The organism is Cryobacterium sp. MP_3.1 (genome assembly GCF_035984795.1).
Taxonomy (GTDB): domain Bacteria; phylum Actinomycetota; class Actinomycetes; order Actinomycetales; family Microbacteriaceae; genus Cryobacterium; species Cryobacterium zongtaii.
In genome coordinates this window covers 117,600-135,338 of record NZ_JAXCHV010000003.1, presented here as the reverse complement: position 1 = coordinate 135,338, position 17,739 = coordinate 117,600, and the positions used below count along the sequence as shown (strand labels likewise).

The window sequence follows — 17,739 nt, the reverse complement described above, 5'->3', positions numbered from 1 at the left end:
GTCTTCGTCGAGTGGTGACTAATCTACCCCTCCACCCCCGAAGACGTGACAGGCGACTACTCCGCGGGTTTCAGGACCTCGTTCGTGAACCCCTCGAGACGAGCCAGCAACCCGGCACCTCGGGAGTTGATCATCTCGGCGGGGTTGGGTTGCATCTGCGACGCCGGCGGCAGGATGCGGATGAGCGTGGAGCAGGCCAGGTCGGAGCAGATGTAGGTTCCGACGGTGTTGCCGTCCCGACCGGCCTGGCCGGCCTTGGGCACGCTGAACAGGCTCACCTGGTGCGCCGGCTGCTGTGTGCGGCACAGCGAACAGAACGCCGACATCGACCGACCGGGCCCCCGGGCGGCGGCCCGCAGCATCATGCCCAGCGGAGCGTCTCCCCGCCAGAACACTATGTAGCCGCGGTTCGCGGCCTGCGGGTCGCGCCAACCCAGGTATTCACGTTCATCCCAGATGGTTTCGTGCAGCCCGGGGAGCGGCATCCGGGCGATCTCGTCGGCGCTGGCGTTCACGATGGAACCCCGGATTTCGGCAGCAGAAAGCGGTTTCATGATCTCCCTCCGATAATCCGTACAGCGTAGTCGAGGCCTCCGGTGCTCTCAACGGCTGCGCCCCGGTCGCGGCGAGGGTTACGCGACCGCGCGCAGACCGTCCAGCAACGGGGTGGTGGGGCGGCCGATCAGGGTGGCCAGGTCGCTCGACCCGCCGGCCAGCAGGCCGTCGCGGGTGTTGCCGTCCAGGGCCACCACAAAGCCGACGGTGCCGCCGTCCAGGCCGGCTCCGGTGAGGATGGCCGTGTGCTCCTCCGGGGAGACCGGGGTGAAGACGACGGGCCGGCCGACGACCTCGGTGAGGGCGGCAGCCATGTCGGTGCCGGTCCAGGCGATATCTCCGGCGAGCTCGTAGACGGCGTTCTCGTGGCCGGGGGTGGTGAGCACCACGGCGGCGGCCTCGGCGTAGTCGTTGCGCGAGGCGCTGGCCACCCGGCCCGCACCGGTGCTGGTGAGGTAGACGCCCGTCTCCCGGGCCTGCTGCACGGCGGCCGCGTAGTTCTCGGTGTACCAACCGTTGCGGAGGATCGTGAACGGAACGCCGGATGCCACCAGTGCCTCCTCGGTGGCCTTGTGCTCGGGGGCGAGGATCAGGGCCGAGGTGTCGGCCTTCGGGGCGCTCGTGTAGACGATGCGGCCCACGCCGGCGGCGACCGCGGCGGTGATGGCGTTGGTGTGCTGTGCGACACGCTGACCTACTTCGCTGCCGGAGACGAGCATCAGCACGTCGGCGCCGGTGAAGGCTGTGGCCAGGCTGGCCGGGTCGGTGTAGTCGATGACCGCCGTGGACACGCCCGTCGCGGCCAGGTCGGCCAGGCGGGCGGTGTTCCGGCCGACGGCGGTGATCTCGGCCGGGGCGACGCCACGGTTGATGAGGTGCTCGACGATGAGGTGCCCGAGCTGGCCGGTTGCTCCGGTGACGACGATAGACATTGGATGTTCCCTTCGCGACCCGCAAGATGCGTGCCTTCTGGTCGGTGCAACCCGCCGGCCCGCCCAATACTTCCCAACCGCAGGTACCCACCTTTAGGTAAGCTGGTTTCCATGACCGCTGCTCTGTCTCTCCCAGCCGCTCCGTCCACCGCCGACGCAGTCGTGCGGGAGCGCCTCGCCCAGTTGGTCGGCGATCCGGCACCGGCCGGGGCCGGGATGCCGGCGGCGAACGTTTTCGCGGCGGGCTGCGCCAGCCGGGTGGTGCTGGACCACATCACCAGCAAGTGGGGCGTGCTCGTGATCGTGGCGCTCACCGAGACCAGCCTGCGCTGGGGCGAACTGCGCCGCGGTATCGAGGGCATCAGCGAGAAGATGCTCGCGCAGACCTTGCGCACTCTCGAGGCCGACGGTCTCGTGCACCGTGACGCGCAGCCCAGCATCCCGCCCCGGGTGGACTACAGCCTCACCAACCGTGGCCACGAGCTCGCCGCACATCTCCTGCCGCTGGTGCGCTGGGTGGGCGTGAACGCCGGCGACATCGTGGGCGGTCGCTGAGCCGGCGGGGACCGCGGCGCCTACAGGTTGGGCAGGAACTGCAGCCAGGCCACCCGGCGCTCGCCGCGGGGGTCGGATTCCACCCGGTCCTCCTCGTCGAAAATGAGGGTCAGGCGATCACCCTCGGTGTAGACCGGCCAGCCCGGCCCGGTGAGGCCGGTGGCCGCAAAGTGCAGCCAGTGCGCGCGCATCCGGTCGCCGGTGCGCAGAAAACTCGCCCGGCCGCCCAGGGCCGTGAGTTTGCGCAGCTGACTGTCGGTGCCCGACGTGGAAAGGGCGAGCAGTTCGAGACCGTGCGTGGCGTCGAAGCCGAGGAGGCGCAACAGCCGGGGAGCCAGGTCGAAGCGGTAGAGGTAAACCGGTGCCGACCGGGAGTGCAGCTCGGCGACCTGCACGCTGGGAAACCAGAACGCGTAGTCGCCGCTGAAGTCCACTTCGGCGCGCAGGGCCGGCAGGGCGGAGTACACCGCCCGCATGTCCCGATGGGAGCCGGGCGGGGCCTCGTCGAAGAGCGACTGGATGCGCTGGATCGACCGCGGCAGAATGTCGATCCGGCCGCGGAACATCGAGCCCTCCCTGTCGTTGGTGCCGATGATCAGTGGCACCGGGTGAGCGTGCCCTTGGCGGAAAGCGTCAAGGGGGCGTTCGGGCAAAAAGCTCCCGTCGACGACGGGGGCCATGCAGAAGGTGCCCGGGTCGACATCCGGGGTGCGCCGCTGCAGCACAAGGGCGGCACGGACCAGGGCGGGCCACGTGGCGGTGTCCAGCAATTCGGCGGCGGGCCGCCGGCCGCCGGCCAGCTCCGGCGCGCGGCCCTGCCGCAGCACCTCGATGAACTCGGAGGCCCAGCGGCCGGCCAACGCGGGGGAGTACGCCGCGTTCGACGGCGGGCTCTGGGCGATCGCCCTGGCGAACAGGCCACGGGCCGCGGGCGTCGCGAGCAGCGTCACCACGGCATTGCCGCCGGCGGACTCGCCGATCACGGTGACGTTGTGCGGGTCGCCGCCGAACGACCGGATGTTGTCCCGCACCCATTCCAGGGCGGCCACCTGGTCCCGCAGCCCGAGATTGCTCTCAAAGGGGCGGTTGGGGGTGCTGAACCGGCTGAAGTCGAGGTAGCCGAGGGCGCCCAGCCGGTAGTTGAGGGCGACGTAGACCGTGCGGCCGCTCCGCACGATGGTCTGGCTGCGTTCCGTGAAGTCCTGTGAGGAACCGGAGGCGTAGCCGCCGCCGTGGATGAAGACCATCACCGGCAGATCGGCCTCGTCCGGCCGGTCGGCGGGCCGCTGCACGTTCAGGCTGAGGCAGTCCTCGCCCATGCGGGTGCGGCGGCTGACGCCCTTGAACTGGGTGCCCCGGTCTTGCGGGGCGACGGGGCCGTAGCTGCCGGCGTCGCGGACGCCCGTCCACGGGATCACCGGCTGGGGTGCGCGGAACCGCAGCGGCCCGACCGGCGGGGCCGCGTAGGGGATCCCGCGCCAGGTCTGCACCCCCGCGACGGGGAGGCTGCCCCGAACCAGGCCGCCGGCGACGAGAACCTCCAGGGGCCAGGGCCGGGATGCGGACGGTGACTGGTGCGCCGGGGCGTTGTCCGGCAGGGGGCGGAGCATCGTGTGTCCCTCCTGCCCCGGTTCGCGTGCTCGGGGCCTGTCGTGCCCTAGCGGTACTTACGGATTCGGTTCGAACCCGAAGCGTTCGCCGGCGTCCCACTCCTGGCGCAGGTTGCCGTAGGCGGGGATGCCGCGGTTGGCCTTGAGGATCGCGGCCAGGTGCATCAGGTTCCAGGTCATGAACGTGGTGTTGCGGTTGGTGAACTCGTTGTCAGGGCCGCCGGAGCCCGCATCCAGGTAGCTCGGCCCTGGACCGATCTCGCCGATCCAGCCGGCATCCGCTGCGGGCGGGATCGTGTAACCGATGTGCTGCAGGCTGTACAAGATGTTGGACGAGCAGTGCTTCACGCCGTCCTCGTTGCCGGTGATGATGGCGCCGCCCACCTTGCCGTAGTAGATGTACTGGCCCTTGTCGTTGTACTCGGACGACATCGCGTACAGCCGTTCGATGACCCGTTTGGTGACCGAGCTGTTGTCGCCGAGCCAGATGGGCCCGCCGAGCACGAGGATGTCGGCTGCTGCGACCTTGTCGAACAGGGCCGGCCAGGCATCCGTCGCCCAGCCGTGCTCGGTCATGTCGGGGTAGACGCCGGTGGCGATGTCGTGATCGATGGCGCGGATGACCTCGACGTGCACACCCTGCTCGCGCATGAGGTGTGCGCTGAGGGAAATGATGCCCTGGGTGTTGCTGATCTCCGGGCTGCGCTTGAGGGTGCAGTTGATGAACAGGGCGCGCAGGCCCTGATAGTCGAACGAGGCCTGCGTGTTTCTGAGCGTGTGCACCATGGGGGCAGTCAAGCACCTGGCCCCGGCAGCGTCTAGCCCGGTCCCTGCGCGGAAGTGCGGGCCGGGCGCGGCGCGAACCGCCGGGCCAGGAACAGCACCGGGATGAGCAGCGCCATCGGCAGCAGGAACGCCTGGGCGAGCCCGGTGGAGTCGGCGAGGAGACCCACCAGCACGGCGCCGAGCACCGCCCCGGCGTAGTTGAACAGGTTGACCCTGGCGATCACCTCGTCGCTGCGGGCCTCGTGCAGCTCGCCCGCAGCGCTGAACGCCAGCGGCACCAGGGCGCCGACCCCGAAACCGGCCAGGGCGAAGCCGGCCACGGCGGCCCAGGTGACGGGCACCGTCGCCACGACCAGGCAGCCGAGGATCGCCAGCACCGTGGTGCAGGCGGCCAACACGACCCGGCCGAACCGGCGCACCAGCACGTCGGCGCCGATGCGGGTGAGCAGGATGGCGGCCTGGTAGGCGGCGTAGCTGAGCGGAGCGATCGCGGCGCCGGTGAGCAGCACATCGTGCAGGTACACGGTGCTCCAGGTGCTCACGGCGGAGTCCACCACGAAGGCGGCCAGCACCACGGTGCCGAACAACACGATGCCGCGGCGCGGCAGCTTGCCGTGCGGGGCCGCATCCGGGGCCGGTGGAAGCTTGGTACGCCGCGGGTCGAAGCCGCGCACACCCACGACGGCGACGGCGAGGGCGACGACGGCGCCCGCAACCAGGGCGATGCCGGCGTTGGCCGCGGTGCCGGCGACGGCCGACATCAGCAGGGCGCCGGCGATGGCGGCGCCGGTGTACCAGGCGAAGAATCCGGCCATCACGGAGACGCCGATGCGCTGCTGCACCAGCACGCCCTGCATGGCGCCGGCGGCATCGACGATGCCCAGGCCCGCGCCGTAGATCGCGAACGCGGCGATGAACGCGGGCAGCCCCACCGGGGAGGCGATCAGCGGCAGGGCCACGGCCTCGAGCAGCAGTCCCACCACCAGGGCCACCCGGCTGCCCCAGCGCACCGCGAGTCGATCGGCCAGCAGCGAACCGCCGGCCGCTGTGAGGCAGACCAGCAGAACGATGAGCGATACCACGGTGTCGTCGATGCCGTACCGGGTCTTCAGGTTGGGCAGCGAGGTGACGACCACTGCGTAGCCGAAGCCCTGCGCGGCGTAGCTGGCGCTCACCGCCACCCGGGAACGACGGATACCGACCACGGGGCGGATGGTGGTCGGTGCGCTCATGCGGTCGGCTCCAGATCGTCGGTGGTCGGGCCGCACGAGGACGACGGCGCATCGGTGCAACAGGGCGGTGCCCGGAGGTTATCAGGGTGCAGCCGTGTTCGGCGGTTGCAGTGGAGATGTCGGTGGAAACGGAGCCGAGAGCGGGGCTCGGCGGCATAACCTGCCGGAAACATCCGCCTCGTACGCTGTGGGGTCTCGGCCTCGCGCGGTGCGGCGCCTCTGACGGAAGGTCCCCATGGAAACCACATTCACCCTGGCACTGCCGTCATGGCTGACCGAGCTGATGCCCGGACTCCCGCAGACGCTGCCGACCCTGGACGAGCGGATGGCACTGGTGAACTCCCTCGCCGCCCGGAACTATCGGGAGGGCAACGGCGGACCGTTCGCCGCCATCGTCGTCGACGCCGGCACGGGCGAGCTCGTGTCGGTGGGGGTGAACGTGGTGCTGTCCACCGGCGTGGCCGGAGCTCATGCCGAGGTCATGGCCCTCGGGCTGGCGCAACGTGCGACGGGCTCCTGGGACCTCGGCGCCGATCCGGCCCGTCCCCTGGAACTCGTGGTCAACTGGCGCCCCTGCGTGATGTGTTACGGCGCAACGATGTGGTCGGGGGTGCGCCGACTGGTCGTGGCCGGCTCCGGCGCCGAGCTGGAAACTCTCACCGGCTTCGATGAGGGCCCGATGCGTGAGGACTGGGCGGAGCAATTCGAGGCCCGGGGCATCACCGTGGTGCAGGACATCGGCCGCGACGAGGCGCTCCGGGTGTTCCGGGAGTATGGCGAGGCGGATGTGCTGGTGTACAACGCGCGCGGTGGTGTTGACTGATCGGGTGACCTCCAGCCAACGGCGCATCCTGATTGTGGCCATCCTGTCGTCATTCGTGGCGTTCCTGGACGGCTCGATCATCAACGTCGCGCTGCCGGCCATCTCCCGGGAACTCGGCGGTGGTCTGCCGCTGCAGCAGTGGGTGGTCGACGGGTACCTGCTCAGTCTGGGCGCGCTGATCCTGGTGGCCGGGTCACTCTCCGACACCTTCGGCCGGGTGCGGGTGCTGCGCGCCGGCCTGATCTGGTTCGGGATCACGTCCCTGGCCTGCGGATTGGCGCCCACCGGAGTCCTCCTCGTCGTCGCCCGACTACTGCAGGGGGTGGCGGCGGCGCTGCTGGTGCCCAGTTCGCTGGCGCTGATCACCTCCACCTTCCGCGGTGTCGCTCAGGGTAAGGCCATCGGCGCGTGGACCGGCTGGACCGGGGTCGCCGGCATCGCCGGCCCGTTGCTCGGCGGCATCCTGGTGGATGCGGTGAGTTGGCGGCTGGTCTTCTTCATCAACGTCATTCCGATCGCGGTCACGATGTTCCTGCTGCGCCGGGTGCAGGAACCGACCCGGCCTGTCGCCGGCGCCCGCGTCGACGTGCTCGGCGCCTGCCTGGCCGTCGTGGGGTTGGGCGGGCCGGTCTTCGCGCTGATCGAACAGGGCCGGTTCGGCTGGGGCAGCCCCATCGTCTACCTCCCGATGGCCATCGGCCTGATCGCGTTCGCGGCCTTCCTCTGGTGGGAGGCGCGGGCGCCGCAGCCGATGATGCCGCTGGGCCTCTTCAGGGTGCGCAACTTCGCGGTGGGCAACATCGCCACCGTCGGGATCTACGCCGCGCTCAACCTGGGCTTCTTCCTCTTCGCCCTCTACCTCCAGGAGGTCGGCGGTTTCTCCGCCACCCTCGCCGGGCTCGCCGGAATCCCGGCCACCGTGATGATGCTGCTCTTCGCCACTCTCTTCGGCACCCTGGCCGGTAGGTACGGGCCGCGGCTGTTCATGACGATCGGCCCGTTCGTGGCCGGTGCCGGCTTCCTGCTGGTGACCACGGCGGTGCCGCCGGTCAACTTCGCCCTGCAGGTGCTGCCGGGAATCGTACTGGTGGGACTCGGCCTGGCGATCACCGTGGCGCCGCTCACCTCGGCCGTGCTCGGCTCCATCCACTCCGGCCAGGCGGGCATCGGTTCGGCGATCAACAACGCCGTGGCCCGTGTCGCCGGCCTCGTCGCGATCGCCCTGACCGGCACCATCGTCGGGTCTGCGCTGGATGTCGCCGGTTTCCAACGCGCGATGGTGCTGGTGGCCGCGTTGATGTTCGCGGGCGGCATCGTTTCCTGGCTGGGCATCCGCAGGGCGGTACCCGCTGCGGATGCGCCGGTCGCGGCCGTCGGGGAGTCCGGGTAGTCATGGAACATCCGCTGCTCTTCGACGAACCCGATGCCGCGTTGGAGCGCCTGCGCGCCCTGTGCCTGGCCTTCCCCGAGGCCGTCGAGGTGCTCGCCTGGGGGCGGCCCACCTTCCGCGCCGGCAAGAAGATCTTCGTCACCGTCGGTGCGAGCATGGACCGGCCGCACAGCATGGTCTTCAAGCCGGACCCCGAGGAGCGGCGGGCTCTCGTGCAGGATGCGCGCTTGTTCATCCCGCCCTATTTCGGCCCGGCCGGCTGGCTCGCCATCGACTTCGATTCACCCCGGACCGACTGGGTGGAGTTGGCGGAACTGGTGGAGACCTCGTATCGACAGGTCGCGCTGAAGCGCCAACTGGTGCAATTGGACCGTTGGAGGGCCCCAGGCGCACCAGAGGGCTCAAAATAACTGTTATAGTTTCTAAGTTGTCTTCGAGGGTTTCGGTCCCGAATTCATCACTGCGCCCGTAGCTCAACGGATAGAGCATCTGACTACGGATCAGAAGGTTGGGGGTTCGAATCCCTTCGGGCGCACAGATTGAAAGCGGTTCACTTCGGTGGGCCGCTTTCGTCGTTTCCGGCCGTGACAGGATGGGTTGATGAGCCGCTCCTCGGACCCTCGCACATACGACCTCGATTCGCTCCGTGACCGGGTGGCCTCCGAAGGCGGGGGAGCGGTCGATGACAGCATCCCTCAGTTGGCCGACGCCGACCCGGGGTTGTGCGGAATCGCGCTCGTGCTGCCGGACGGCACCGTGCGGAGCAGTGCGCAGGCCGACGTGCTCTTCAGTGTGCAGTCGGCCGTGAAGCCCTTCCTCTTCGCCCTGGCCCTGCTGGACACCCACGGCGACGCGTTTGATCGCATCGGCATCGAACCGACCGGTGAGGCCTTCGACGCCATCAAGCTCGAAAGCGGCACCGGCCGGCCACCGAATCCCATGGTCAACGCCGGAGCGCTGCTCACCGCCGCCCTCGTCGACGGTGACGACGTCGCCGCCCGGAACGACCGCATCCTGCGGGGCCTGTCGGCTTTCGCCGGGCGCCCGCTCGAGGTGGACGAGGGCATTGCCCGCACCGAACACCTACTCGGCGACCGCAACCACGCTCTGGCGCACCTGATGCGGTCGGAGGGCACCCTGCGGGTCAGCGCCGACGACGCCGTGGAAGTGTACGCCAGGGCCTGCGCCGTGCTCGTTGACGCCCGGGCCCTCGCGGTGATGGGCGCGACTTTGGCCTGCCGGGGCGTGAACCCCGTTACCGGCGAGCGGGTGGTGCCGGCCGGGATCGCCCGCGACGTCGTGTCGGTGATGGCCACCTGCGGGGTCTACGACGGGTCGGGCCGGTGGATGCAGAGTGTCGGGATTCCGGCGAAGTCGAGCGTCTCCGGCGCCATCGTGCTGGCAGCACCCGGTCGGCTCGGCGCCGCCGTGGTCAGCCCGCCGCTGGACGCGCAGGGCACCAGTGTGCGCGGGCGTCTCGTGAGCGATCTGCTCAGTGTCGACCTCGACCTCCACGCCTTCGGCTGATCCCCGGTCGGGGCTTAGTGCGTCGCCCGCTGCCGGTTGCCGAGCTCGGCGAGCACACCGGCCAGGCGGAGCGCGAACTGCGGGGGAACGTTCTGCGGCAGCGCAGCCACCGGCCACCACGCGACATCGTCGCTTTCGTCGCTCGCCACCGGGGCGGCCTCCGGTCTGGCGATCGCCGCAAAGCCCACGTCCCAGTGCGTACGGCAGCTGAAGCCGCCACCCAGGGCGTGCCGGTCCAGATCCAGGATGCCGCCGCCGACCGGATCGAGGTCGTCGATGCCGCATTCCTCGCGGGCTTCCCTGAGGGCGGTGTCGACAACGGAGCCGTCGGCCGCCTCGACGTGACCGCCCAATTGCACCCAGAACCGGCCCTTCTTGTGAAAGCACAGCAGCACCTGCGCCAGGTCGGGGGTGAAGACGAAGCAGCTCCCGGTGACGTGTTCGGGGCCGCCGTGGCGTTCCAGCGCCGCCTCGGGCGAGCCGAGGACGAACCCGAGGTACTCGTCCCGCAGCACGGCCTGCCCGGGTGCGAGCGGCATCCAGGCCCGAAGCCGGTCGATCAGGTCGGCAGCGGGGGAGCGGAGGTCGGGATCGGGCATACCTGAGGGTAGCCGCCGGCAACAGGTGTCCGCGGCGGCAACGGTTGCGCCGCTCAGCGGGCGTGCTCGACCACGAAGTCGGTGCCGGGGAAGACCAGGGTCTCGTGACCGTCGTCGAAGGAGACCAGGTAGGGCGGCTCGCCCTCGGGGCCGCGGACCTCGCGAATGGTGCCGTGCCGGTCAGGCGTTGAATCGGTTTTGCCGCGGATGATGATCCGGTCGTTCTCTGCTGCGCGCATAACGCACCTCCTGTCGGGCAGAGTACGCTCGCGGTCTCCGCCTGCACAGGGGCGGTGGCGCTCAGCGAGATTCCCGCAGCCCCGCAGCGGGCACGAAACTGAGCTAACCTTAGTTTTGTCCAACGCGCCACACGGATTCTCAGTCAGGCAGCGTTCGGGTCGTCTGGCCGAGATGGCAGTCCTGCAAGGGAGTGCCACGGCGAGGTGAGGGGTAGGGCCCTTGCCTCGCCGGCACCCGCAGCGGCTCAGACCGGCTGGTCCGGTCCCAGCCGTAGCCGGTCGCACAGGGCGGTGAGCTGCAGGAGCTCATCGTCGCTCAGGCTGTCGCCCACCCGCGTGCTGATCGAGCCCATGTGGTCCAGCGCCACCCGCCGAAAGAGCGCGAAGCCGGCATCCGTCAGCTGCACGATGGCGCCGCGGCCGTCGTCGGGGTCGGCGTGCTTGAGCACGTACCCCCTGGACGCCAGTCGGTCCACCAGCCGGCTCACGCTGGGCTGGGTGAGCAGCACGTGCTTGTTCAACTCCCGCAACCGGATGCTGCGTTCGGGCTGGCGGGACAGATTGAACATCACGTCGTACTCGTTGAAGGAGATCTCGCGGGACGGGAAGTCCTCGGCCAGACTGCGCATGATGGCGACCTGGGCGCGAAACAGCGACTCCCACGCGCCGACGGCTATTGCACGATCGACCATGTTGCCTCCTCACCGTGCCCCCGGGCATCCCGTGTTCAACAATATGGGATCGGCGCGGCGTCCCCGGCAGCCTAGCCCGGTCGATCACGCATTGCCGCCCGTGCAGCGAGACCGTTCTATAGTGCGCGTATGGATGCCTCGCGAAGTCGAACCCCGTCCGTCGCCGTCGTCATCAATCCGAGCAAGTTCCCGGATCTTGCGGAGACGAAGGCTCAGGTGGGCGCCGCGGCGAGCCGCCTCGGCTGGGATGACCCGCTGTGGTTCGAGACGAACAGGGATGATTCGGGCGTCGCCGCGGCGCGGTCGGCGCTGGCGCTCGCCCCTGACCTCGTCTGCGTCATGGGCGGCGACGGCACGGTGCGGGCGGCAGCGGGCGTGCTGCGCGGCACCTCGGTGCCGTGCGGCCTGCTCCCCAGCGGCACGGGAAACCTGCTCGCCCGCAACCTGGGCATCCCGGTCGATTCTCTCGACGACGCCCTGGAGATCGCGTTCCTGGGGCAGAACCACGCCATCGACGTGGGACTGGCCACCTTCGACGATGGCGAAGAACGGGTGTTCGTCGTCATGGGCGGAGTCGGCCTGGACGCCGACATCATGGCGCAGACCGATGACGGCCTCAAGAAGAAGGTGGGCTGGGGCGCCTATGTCGTCGCCGGTGGAGCGACGATGTTCCGCGAGGGTTTCGGGGTGACCCTGTCTGTCGACGGCGAGGAGCACACGAGCCACGAGTGCCTCATGGTGTTGGCCTGCAATTGCAGCTCGGTGGTAGCCAATATCGAACTCGCCACCGGCGCGAAGGTCGACGATGAACGACTGGACCTGGTGGTGCTGCGGCCCAACGTCGTTGCCGGTTGGCTGGGTGTGGCGGTCGAGGTCGCCGCGCGGATTCGCAACGGGGCCGCATCGCTGCGCCAATGGTCGGGTCGCGACTTCGGGTTTCAACTCGACCGCCCGGTGCTCGCGGAGATCGACGGTGACCCGGTCGGCGAGACCCGTGCCGGTCGGTTCAGCGTGGATCCTGGGGCCCTGGTTGTGCGGCTGCCCGTTCCCGCCAGGCTCGGCGGGCGCTGAGCGGCCCCTGAGTCAGCGTTGTGACGGGGCATGGTGGGGTTAGCCCGCCTGCGAGTACGGGAGCCAGCTCGATGGTGCGTGCTGGAGCGCATCCGTAGCGTCGGAGACAGACGAAGTCCCACCTCACCGCCATCGCTCTGGGGTGGCCTTCCCGGCAGATCGGATCCCCGTGGAGACGCTCAACGAGCTCATACTTTCCTGGGCGGCATCCCCCTTCGTGCTCGTCGTCGTTCTGCTGCTCGTGTCCCTCGACGGGTTCTTTCCACCCATGCCCAGTGAGCCCGTCGTGGTGGCCGTCGCCGCGATCGGGGTTGCCACCGGGACCCCGAATCCCTGGGCGGTGTTCCTGGTGGCGGCCATCGGGTCGTTCGTCGGTGACAACCTGGCGTTCTCCCTCGGCCGCCGGGTCGACCTTGAACGCTTTCGCTGGACACGCGGGCCGAAAGCGTCCCGGCTGCTCGATCGTGCTCGCGGCGCCCTCGACCGGCGTGCGGCGTCCGTCATCCTCACGGCTCGATTCGTGCCGGTCGGCCGGGTCGCGGTGAACGTCATGGCCGGCTCGAGCGGGTTTGCCCGACGCCGTTTCGTGCCGCTCAGCGCCGTGTCTGGGGCGGCATGGGCCGGCTACTCGGTCCTCGTCGGCGTCTTCGCCGGCGCCTGGTTGCGGGATCAACCGGTGCTGGGCGCCGTGGTCGCGGTTTCGGCCGCGCTCGCCGAGGCGTGATCATCGACCTGGTGGTCAGAAGGGCCCGTCGGTCTCGTGACCGCCGGTCCTATGACGGCAGTTTGGCCGCGATCACGCTGACTTCGATGAGGGCTCCCGGAACTCCCAGTCCCGCCACCCGTGCCGCGGTCACCAGCGGTGGGACACCGGGCCCGGCGAGCCGCGGCGCGATGGCGCCGTAGGCGGCGCCCAGATCGGCATCCGCGGCGATCAATACAGTCCACTGCACGACGTCGACAAGGGATGCGCCGGCCGCTCCGAGCGCGACAACGACGTTGTCGACCGCCCGGCTGGTTTGCTCGGCGATATCCGCGGAGATGACAGTGCCGGTGTCGTCAACGCCGTTCTGACCGCCCACATAGATGGTCGTGGCGCCCGCGGGAACGATCGCGACGTGACTGAACGCCGGACTCTTGACGAGTCCGGCGGGTTGCAAGCGGATGATGTCCACGGTGTTTCCTCCGATTCTTCCTGGACGACACGCTACGCCCGCAACCACGAGGGCGGACGCGCAGCCTGCCGGCACGCAGGGGGCATGTATCGCGATCCAAGCGAACGCACTGTGAACTCGCAGGAAAATAGCGATTGGATAACTGGCGCTCCGTTACCTCTTCGTTATATATTCGTAGTGCGTCAACCGTTTGCTGTGGCGGAAGATGCGAATGTGATTGCAGGACACTCTTGGTGCAAGGGAAGAGGGTCGGTCGTTTGCCTCTACGACCGGCCCTCAATCACGTTAACGGCCGGTGAGTGCGCCCGTTGCTCGAGCGTGGCGAGACCTCGCGGGTCGACCTCGGCAAACGAGCGGGTGCGACCCAGCGGCCGGCGACGGTTAGAAGCGGTCGGGGCTGGGCGTGCTGGCCTGGCGGATCGATACGTCGGCGTGACGGTCGAAGCGGTAGCCCACGCCGCGCACAGTGCGCACGATGTCTTCGTAGCGGCCCAGCTTGGCGCGCAGACGACGCACGTGCACGTCGATGGTGCGCTCGTTAGGCGCATCCTCTTCGCTCTCGGCGTCCCACAGCTTGGCGATGAGCTCGGCGCGCTCGATGGTGCGGCCCTCGCGCAGCACCAGGTACTGCAGCAGCTCGAACTCCTTGTAGGTGAGCGCGGCGGTCTCGTTGTCGAGGATCACGCGCTTGCGGGAGATGTCAACGACCACGCCGCCGGGCGCCCGGTCGGCGTCGTCGGCCGTGGTGCGGCGCTTGGCGAGGGCGGCCGGGTCCTGCAGGGCCAGGCGCACGACGTCCACGTCCCGGCCGCCGACGCCGTCGGGAGCCAGGGCCACGGCGGCGTGAGTCTCGGACGAGGGGGCGATCGCCTGGGTCAGCTTCTTGAGTTCTTCGACGATGCGGTGCAGGCTCGTGCCCGCCGCGGCGGCCTTGGCCTCATCGATACCGACGTAGAGCACGAACCCGCGGGCCTGGCTGCCGTCGGGTACGGCGCGGATGCGCGGTGCGGCCGGTGCGGGCGCCGGGGCCAGGGTGAGCTCGGGGCGGTAGGACTGGACGGAGCGGGCTGAGTCGATGTGTGCGAGTGACATGATCGGAATCCTTGGGGGTGATGATGCGCAGGGAACCCGGCGCATCCGCGCTCATGGGTTCGAGAAAGGGCGGCCTAAGCGGCCGGTGGAGCGGGCGGCCTCGGTAGCGAGGGCCCTGGAGTCTCCCTGCCGCGATGGCGGCGTCCTCAGCGGCTGCAGATCAGCGGGTGAGGGGCGAGTGACTCGGCGAGAGTGCCTGTCTGGTCTAGCGGCACATTCGGCAACACGCCATAACACTGCCGGGCATCATCATGCCGGCAGTCCCCAAAGCCTCGGCGGAGGTCGGGATGCGTGTGGTGGAAGTCATGAGTGTGAGTAAAGCCGACTGTGACAAGTTGTGTCAATTCAGTGACGGCGGAAAGCGCCCGGTGGCCTGCATCAGGTTCACGAGGGGCTGTGCGAGTTCGTAGGATCTCGCACGAAACGGCGATCCATCAAAGAAATCCACCGAGAAACGAACTATTTCAAAGTTTTGTGAATCTAACCGCGGTCGGCGCGCCGGGCGTCGCAGGATCTGCGTACTGCGGGCGCGCCGAATGTGACGATGCCCGCAGCCGGTTGAACAGACCGGGCCGGATCAGACCAGGCCGTAGAGCCTGTCGCCTGCGTCGCCGAGGCCGGGCACGATGTAGCCGTGCTCGTCGAGGCGTTCGTCGACGGCGCCCAGAACGATGGTGACCTCACGGCCGGCCAAAGCGGCCTCGACGGCGGCGAGACCCTCGGGGGCGGCCAGGATGCAGATGGCGGTGACATCGACGGCGCCGCGGTCGAAGAGGAACTCGATGGCCGCGATCAGCGAGCCGCCGGTAGCCAGCATCGGGTCGAGCACAAAACACTGACGGTCGGACAGGTCGTCCGGCAGGCGCTCCGCATAGGTGGTCGGCTGCAGGGTCTCTTCGTTGCGTGCCATGCCCAGGAAGCCCACTTCAGCGGTGGGGAGCAGCTTGACCATGCCCTCGAGCATGCCCAGGCCCGCGCGGAGGATCGGCACCACGAGCGGCTTCGGGTCGCTGATCTTGACGCCGCGGGCGATCGCCACCGGGGTCTGCACGGTGACCTCGTCGACGCGCACGCCTCGAGTGCCCTCGTAGGCCAACAGCGTCATCAGCTCTTCCACCAGCGCCCGGAACATCGGTGACGAGGTGCTCTGATCACGCAGCACGGTGAGCTTGTGGGTGATGAGCGGATGGTCGGCTACGTGGACTCGCATAGGCTCAATCTACTAGCTCAACGGGCATCCGGCTCTCGTGGGCTACTCGGAAATGGGGTGGGGTGGTGCGGCAGAGCGAGGAACACCTGGCCTGGATGCGGCTGGCCCTCCACGAAGCGCACGGCGCCCTGGCCAGCGGCGACGTTCCGGTCGGCGCTGTCGTGCTGGACGCCGCCGGCCGGGTGATCGGTCGGGGACGCAATGAACGGGAACTCCACCAGGACCCGACCCTGCACGCCGAGGTTGTCGCCATCCGTGAGGCAGCCGCCGCCACCGGGGACTGGCACCTGACCGGTTGCACCCTCGTGGTGACTCTGGAGCCCTGTGTGATGTGCGCCGGCGCGATCGTGGCGGCCCGTATCCCCCTCGTGGTCTTCGGGGCCTGGGACGAGAAGGCCGGCGCCGCCGGCTCGCTCTACGACGTGCTGCGGGACCGCCGGCTCAACCACCGGGTCGAGGTGGTGTCCGGGGTGGCCGAGGGCGAGTGCGGCCTTCTGCTCACCGAGTTCTTTGAGGACCCGCTGCGTCGCCCGGCAGGGCCGACAGCCACTCGCTGAACATCGCGCTGGACGCCTGCTGCATGGCAGCGGAGTGCTGGGCGCGTTCCTGCCGCAGGGCGTCGGGCTCCAGACCCTCAGCGCGGACCTCGGCCTCGGAGGAGCTCAGCCAGGTCTCGTGCATCTCCGCGGTCACCTCGGGGTGGAACTGCACGGCCAGGGCCCAGTCGTCGATGGCGAAAGCCTCGTTGCCGTAGGCGGCCGACCCCGCCAGGCGGATGGTGCCCGCCGGCAGGTCGAAGGTGTCACTGTGCCACTGCATCATCGGGATGCCGCTGACATGGCGGAGCGGGGAGGCCTGGCCGGCCTCGGTGGGCTCCACCAGGCGGAAACCGATCTCGTTGCTCTGGCCTCGGTAGACCGGGGAGCCGAGGGCGCTGGCCATCAGCTGGGCGCCCAGGCAGACGCCGAAGACCGGGCGGCGGGCGGCGAGCCGGCGGGTGAGCAACTCGATCTCGTCGGTGAGTATCGGATAACTCTCGGTCTCGTATGCGCCCATCTCACCGCCGAGCACCACCAGGAGGTCGGCCGCGGCCGGGTCGATGCCGCGCACGCCGTCGGCGCCGAGGGTGTCGATGTAGTGCACGGTGTAGTCGTGGTCGAGAAGCACCTGCTCCAGGTTGCCCAGGTGGATATCGTCGGCGTGCCGCAGGACGACGGCGATACGGCTCGCACTCATTCGCGTCCCTTGATGAAGATCGTGTCGGTGGGCGGGTTGACCGTGGCCGGGTCGATGTAGAGGTCGGGCTCGAGGTAAACCACCCTGGCGCTGGGCACGGCCTCGCGGATGCGGGCCTCGATGGTGTCGATCCCGGCGGCCACGTCGGAGAACCGCTGAGCGGAGTCGAAGGAGAGCTTGGCGGCCACGAGGAGTTCGTCCGGGCCCAGGTAGAGGGTCTTGAGGTGGATGAGGTTCTTGGTCTCCGGGCCGGCCAGGATGGCGGCCTTGATGGCGTCGACATCCTTGTCGCTGGCGCCCTCGCCCACCAGCAGGCTCTTGGTCTCGATGCCCAGGACGATGGCCACCAGCACGAGCAGCACGCCGATCGCGAGGGTGCCGACGGCGTCCCAGGTGGCGTCACCGGTGAGCACGGTCAGGCCCACGCCGCCCAGGGCCAGCGTCAGGCCGGTCAACGCCGCAACGTCTTCGAGCAGCACCACGGGAAGCTCGGGGGCCTTGGCGTGCCGAATGAACTGCACCCAGGTCTCGCCCTTGCGGGTGTGGTTGGACTCCTTCACGGCGGTGCGCAGCGAGAACGACTCCAGGCCGATCGCAACCAGGAGCACCAGGATCGGCAACCAGGCGTTCTCGAGTTCGTGCGGGTTCTGGAGTTTCTCGATGCCCTCGTAGATCGAGAACACGCCACCGACGGAGAACAGGATGATCGACACCACGAACGCGTACACGTAGCGTTCACGCCCGTAGCCGAACGGATGCTCGGTGTCGGCGGCCTTCTTCGACTTGCGTCCGCCGATCAGCAGCAGGACCTGGTTGCCGGAGTCTGCGAGCGAGTGCACGCCCTCGGCCAGCATCGAGGAGGACCCCGAGACGAACCAGGCGATGAACTTGGTGATCGCGATACCGAGATTGGCGAGCAGCGCCGCCACAATCGCCTTGTTTCCGCCTGATGCGCTCATGCGACCAATCCTAGAACCGTCCATCTTCTCGAGCGGCCAGATGCCCCGGGTCGGCC

The 17,739-nt window shown here is 69.1% G+C and carries 21 protein-coding genes and 1 tRNA gene; 9 read left to right on the top strand and 13 right to left on the bottom strand.

Features of this window, described 5'->3' with window-relative positions; translation table 11 throughout:
- Positions 1 to 56: 56 nt before the first annotated feature.
- Positions 57 to 554, bottom strand: coding sequence for an FBP domain-containing protein (locus RCH12_RS03775; protein WP_103430246.1), 498 nt, complete (start codon positions 552 to 554; stop codon positions 57 to 59).
- A 78-nt stretch (positions 555 to 632) separates the two neighbouring features.
- Entirely contained in the window at positions 633 to 1,487 is an 855-nt protein-coding gene (locus RCH12_RS03770) for an SDR family oxidoreductase (protein ID WP_103430245.1), read from the bottom strand.
- Positions 1,488 to 1,703: 216 nt separating this feature from the next.
- On the opposite strand from RCH12_RS03770, the gene RCH12_RS03765 reads away from it, so the two are divergent.
- Positions 1,704 to 2,042 (top strand): winged helix-turn-helix transcriptional regulator, encoded by a 339-nt coding sequence (locus RCH12_RS03765; protein WP_327016098.1) that lies wholly within the window; start codon positions 1,704 to 1,706, stop codon positions 2,040 to 2,042.
- 20 nt (positions 2,043 to 2,062) lie between these two features.
- On the opposite strand, the gene RCH12_RS03760 is transcribed toward RCH12_RS03765, so the two are convergent.
- Genes RCH12_RS03760 through RCH12_RS03750 form a run of 3 tightly spaced genes read right to left on the bottom strand, consistent with a single transcriptional unit; the run spans position 2,063 to position 5,670 of the window.
- Entirely contained in the window at positions 2,063 to 3,652 is a 1,590-nt protein-coding gene (locus RCH12_RS03760) for a carboxylesterase/lipase family protein (RefSeq protein WP_327016075.1), read from the bottom strand.
- Positions 3,653 to 3,709: 57 nt separating this feature from the next.
- A complete protein-coding gene (locus RCH12_RS03755) occupies positions 3,710 to 4,438 on the bottom strand; it encodes a flavodoxin family protein (protein WP_103430242.1) in 729 nt (242 codons plus the stop codon).
- 32 nt (positions 4,439 to 4,470) lie between these two features.
- Positions 4,471 to 5,670 (bottom strand): MFS transporter, encoded by a 1,200-nt coding sequence (locus RCH12_RS03750; RefSeq protein ID WP_327016074.1) that lies wholly within the window; start codon positions 5,668 to 5,670, stop codon positions 4,471 to 4,473.
- A 235-nt stretch (positions 5,671 to 5,905) separates the two neighbouring features.
- On the opposite strand from RCH12_RS03750, the gene RCH12_RS03745 reads away from it, so the two are divergent.
- From RCH12_RS03745 to glsA, 5 genes are all read left to right on the top strand, one after another.
- Entirely contained in the window at positions 5,906 to 6,493 is a 588-nt protein-coding gene (locus tag RCH12_RS03745; protein ID WP_327016073.1) for a nucleoside deaminase, read from the top strand.
- Complete coding sequence (locus tag RCH12_RS03740; protein WP_327016072.1) at positions 6,480 to 7,883, top strand: MFS transporter; 1,404 nt, start codon at positions 6,480 to 6,482, stop codon at positions 7,881 to 7,883. Before RCH12_RS03745 ends, RCH12_RS03740 begins: the two co-directional genes overlap by 14 nt.
- A gap of 2 nt (positions 7,884 to 7,885) precedes the next feature.
- Positions 7,886 to 8,293 carry an MmcQ/YjbR family DNA-binding protein gene (locus RCH12_RS03735; RefSeq protein ID WP_103430238.1) on the top strand — a complete coding sequence of 136 codons (408 nt, stop codon included), beginning with the start codon at positions 7,886 to 7,888 and terminating at the stop codon, positions 8,291 to 8,293.
- Positions 8,294 to 8,345: 52 nt separating this feature from the next.
- Positions 8,346 to 8,418 (top strand) — tRNA-Arg (locus RCH12_RS03730).
- 65 nt (positions 8,419 to 8,483) lie between these two features.
- Positions 8,484 to 9,410 (top strand): glutaminase A, encoded by a 927-nt coding sequence (glsA, locus tag RCH12_RS03725; RefSeq protein WP_103430237.1) that lies wholly within the window; start codon positions 8,484 to 8,486, stop codon positions 9,408 to 9,410.
- A gap of 14 nt (positions 9,411 to 9,424) precedes the next feature.
- Here the strand turns inward: glsA and RCH12_RS03720 are convergent, their stop codons facing one another.
- From RCH12_RS03720 to RCH12_RS03710, 3 genes are all read right to left on the bottom strand, one after another.
- Positions 9,425 to 10,009: an NUDIX hydrolase gene (locus RCH12_RS03720; protein ID WP_103430236.1), complete on the bottom strand. Its 585-nt coding sequence runs from the start codon at positions 10,007 to 10,009 to the stop codon at positions 9,425 to 9,427.
- 53 nt (positions 10,010 to 10,062) lie between these two features.
- Positions 10,063 to 10,248, bottom strand: a complete 186-nt coding sequence (locus tag RCH12_RS03715; protein WP_088454930.1) for a DUF1918 domain-containing protein — start codon at positions 10,246 to 10,248, stop codon at positions 10,063 to 10,065.
- Between the two features lie 245 nt (positions 10,249 to 10,493).
- Entirely contained in the window at positions 10,494 to 10,940 is a 447-nt protein-coding gene (locus RCH12_RS03710) for a MarR family winged helix-turn-helix transcriptional regulator (protein ID WP_088454931.1), read from the bottom strand.
- 129 nt (positions 10,941 to 11,069) lie between these two features.
- Between RCH12_RS03710 and RCH12_RS03705 the strand changes: the two genes are divergently transcribed.
- Positions 11,070 to 12,011: a diacylglycerol/lipid kinase family protein gene (locus tag RCH12_RS03705; RefSeq protein WP_103430235.1), complete on the top strand. Its 942-nt coding sequence runs from the start codon at positions 11,070 to 11,072 to the stop codon at positions 12,009 to 12,011.
- 169 nt (positions 12,012 to 12,180) lie between these two features.
- The gene (locus RCH12_RS03700) at positions 12,181 to 12,735 is read left to right on the top strand and encodes a DedA family protein (protein ID WP_327016071.1); all 555 of its coding nucleotides are present in this window, start codon (positions 12,181 to 12,183) and stop codon (positions 12,733 to 12,735) included.
- 49 nt (positions 12,736 to 12,784) lie between these two features.
- Here RCH12_RS03700 and RCH12_RS03695 read toward each other — a convergent pair whose 3' ends face one another.
- The 3 genes from RCH12_RS03695 to upp all read right to left on the bottom strand — a co-directional run bounded on the left by RCH12_RS03695 (position 12,785) and on the right by upp (position 15,488).
- The gene (locus RCH12_RS03695) at positions 12,785 to 13,186 is read right to left on the bottom strand and encodes a RidA family protein (RefSeq protein WP_327016070.1); all 402 of its coding nucleotides are present in this window, start codon (positions 13,184 to 13,186) and stop codon (positions 12,785 to 12,787) included.
- Between the two features lie 381 nt (positions 13,187 to 13,567).
- Complete coding sequence (locus tag RCH12_RS03690; RefSeq protein WP_103461993.1) at positions 13,568 to 14,278, bottom strand: winged helix-turn-helix domain-containing protein; 711 nt, start codon at positions 14,276 to 14,278, stop codon at positions 13,568 to 13,570.
- Positions 14,279 to 14,855: 577 nt separating this feature from the next.
- Entirely contained in the window at positions 14,856 to 15,488 is a 633-nt protein-coding gene (gene upp / locus RCH12_RS03685) for a uracil phosphoribosyltransferase (protein WP_088454956.1), read from the bottom strand.
- Between the two features lie 95 nt (positions 15,489 to 15,583).
- Between upp and tadA the strand changes: the two genes are divergently transcribed.
- Positions 15,584 to 16,045: a tRNA adenosine(34) deaminase TadA gene (gene tadA / locus RCH12_RS03680; protein WP_103462030.1), complete on the top strand. Its 462-nt coding sequence runs from the start codon at positions 15,584 to 15,586 to the stop codon at positions 16,043 to 16,045.
- Here the strand turns inward: tadA and RCH12_RS03675 are convergent.
- Entirely contained in the window at positions 15,987 to 16,724 is a 738-nt protein-coding gene (locus RCH12_RS03675; protein WP_327016069.1) for a glutamine amidotransferase, read from the bottom strand. The genes tadA and RCH12_RS03675 overlap by 59 nt on opposite strands.
- Complete coding sequence (locus RCH12_RS03670; RefSeq protein WP_103461991.1) at positions 16,721 to 17,683, bottom strand: cation diffusion facilitator family transporter; 963 nt, start codon at positions 17,681 to 17,683, stop codon at positions 16,721 to 16,723. Before RCH12_RS03670 ends, RCH12_RS03675 begins: the two co-directional genes overlap by 4 nt.
- Positions 17,684 to 17,739 lie beyond the last annotated feature (56 nt).

What these genes read in the sequence shown, in the direction of transcription:
- RCH12_RS03775 (WP_103430246.1), bottom strand. Translation starts at nt 554, where the DNA reads ATGAAACCGCTTTCTGCTGCCGAAATCCGGGGTTCCATCGTGAACGCC.
- RCH12_RS03770 (WP_103430245.1), bottom strand. Translation starts at nt 1,487, where the DNA reads ATGTCTATCGTCGTCACCGGAGCAACCGGCCAGCTCGGGCACCTCATC.
- RCH12_RS03765 (WP_327016098.1), top strand. Translation starts at nt 1,704, where the DNA reads ATGCCGGCGGCGAACGTTTTCGCGGCGGGCTGCGCCAGCCGGGTGGTG.
- RCH12_RS03760 (WP_327016075.1), bottom strand. Translation starts at nt 3,652, where the DNA reads ATGCTCCGCCCCCTGCCGGACAACGCCCCGGCGCACCAGTCACCGTCC.
- RCH12_RS03755 (WP_103430242.1), bottom strand. Translation starts at nt 4,438, where the DNA reads ATGGTGCACACGCTCAGAAACACGCAGGCCTCGTTCGACTATCAGGGC.
- RCH12_RS03750 (WP_327016074.1), bottom strand. Translation starts at nt 5,670, where the DNA reads ATGAGCGCACCGACCACCATCCGCCCCGTGGTCGGTATCCGTCGTTCC.
- RCH12_RS03745 (WP_327016073.1), top strand. Translation starts at nt 5,906, where the DNA reads ATGGAAACCACATTCACCCTGGCACTGCCGTCATGGCTGACCGAGCTG.
- RCH12_RS03735 (WP_103430238.1), top strand. Translation starts at nt 7,886, where the DNA reads ATGGAACATCCGCTGCTCTTCGACGAACCCGATGCCGCGTTGGAGCGC.
- glsA (WP_103430237.1), top strand. Translation starts at nt 8,484, where the DNA reads ATGAGCCGCTCCTCGGACCCTCGCACATACGACCTCGATTCGCTCCGT.
- RCH12_RS03720 (WP_103430236.1), bottom strand. Translation starts at nt 10,009, where the DNA reads ATGCCCGATCCCGACCTCCGCTCCCCCGCTGCCGACCTGATCGACCGG.
- RCH12_RS03715 (WP_088454930.1), bottom strand. Translation starts at nt 10,248, where the DNA reads ATGCGCGCAGCAGAGAACGACCGGATCATCATCCGCGGCAAAACCGAT.
- RCH12_RS03710 (WP_088454931.1), bottom strand. Translation starts at nt 10,940, where the DNA reads ATGGTCGATCGTGCAATAGCCGTCGGCGCGTGGGAGTCGCTGTTTCGC.
- RCH12_RS03705 (WP_103430235.1), top strand. Translation starts at nt 11,070, where the DNA reads ATGGATGCCTCGCGAAGTCGAACCCCGTCCGTCGCCGTCGTCATCAAT.
- RCH12_RS03690 (WP_103461993.1), bottom strand. Translation starts at nt 14,278, where the DNA reads ATGTCACTCGCACACATCGACTCAGCCCGCTCCGTCCAGTCCTACCGC.
- upp (WP_088454956.1), bottom strand. Translation starts at nt 15,488, where the DNA reads ATGCGAGTCCACGTAGCCGACCATCCGCTCATCACCCACAAGCTCACC.
- tadA (WP_103462030.1), top strand. Translation starts at nt 15,584, where the DNA reads ATGCGGCTGGCCCTCCACGAAGCGCACGGCGCCCTGGCCAGCGGCGAC.
- RCH12_RS03675 (WP_327016069.1), bottom strand. Translation starts at nt 16,724, where the DNA reads ATGAGTGCGAGCCGTATCGCCGTCGTCCTGCGGCACGCCGACGATATC.
- RCH12_RS03670 (WP_103461991.1), bottom strand. Translation starts at nt 17,683, where the DNA reads ATGAGCGCATCAGGCGGAAACAAGGCGATTGTGGCGGCGCTGCTCGCC.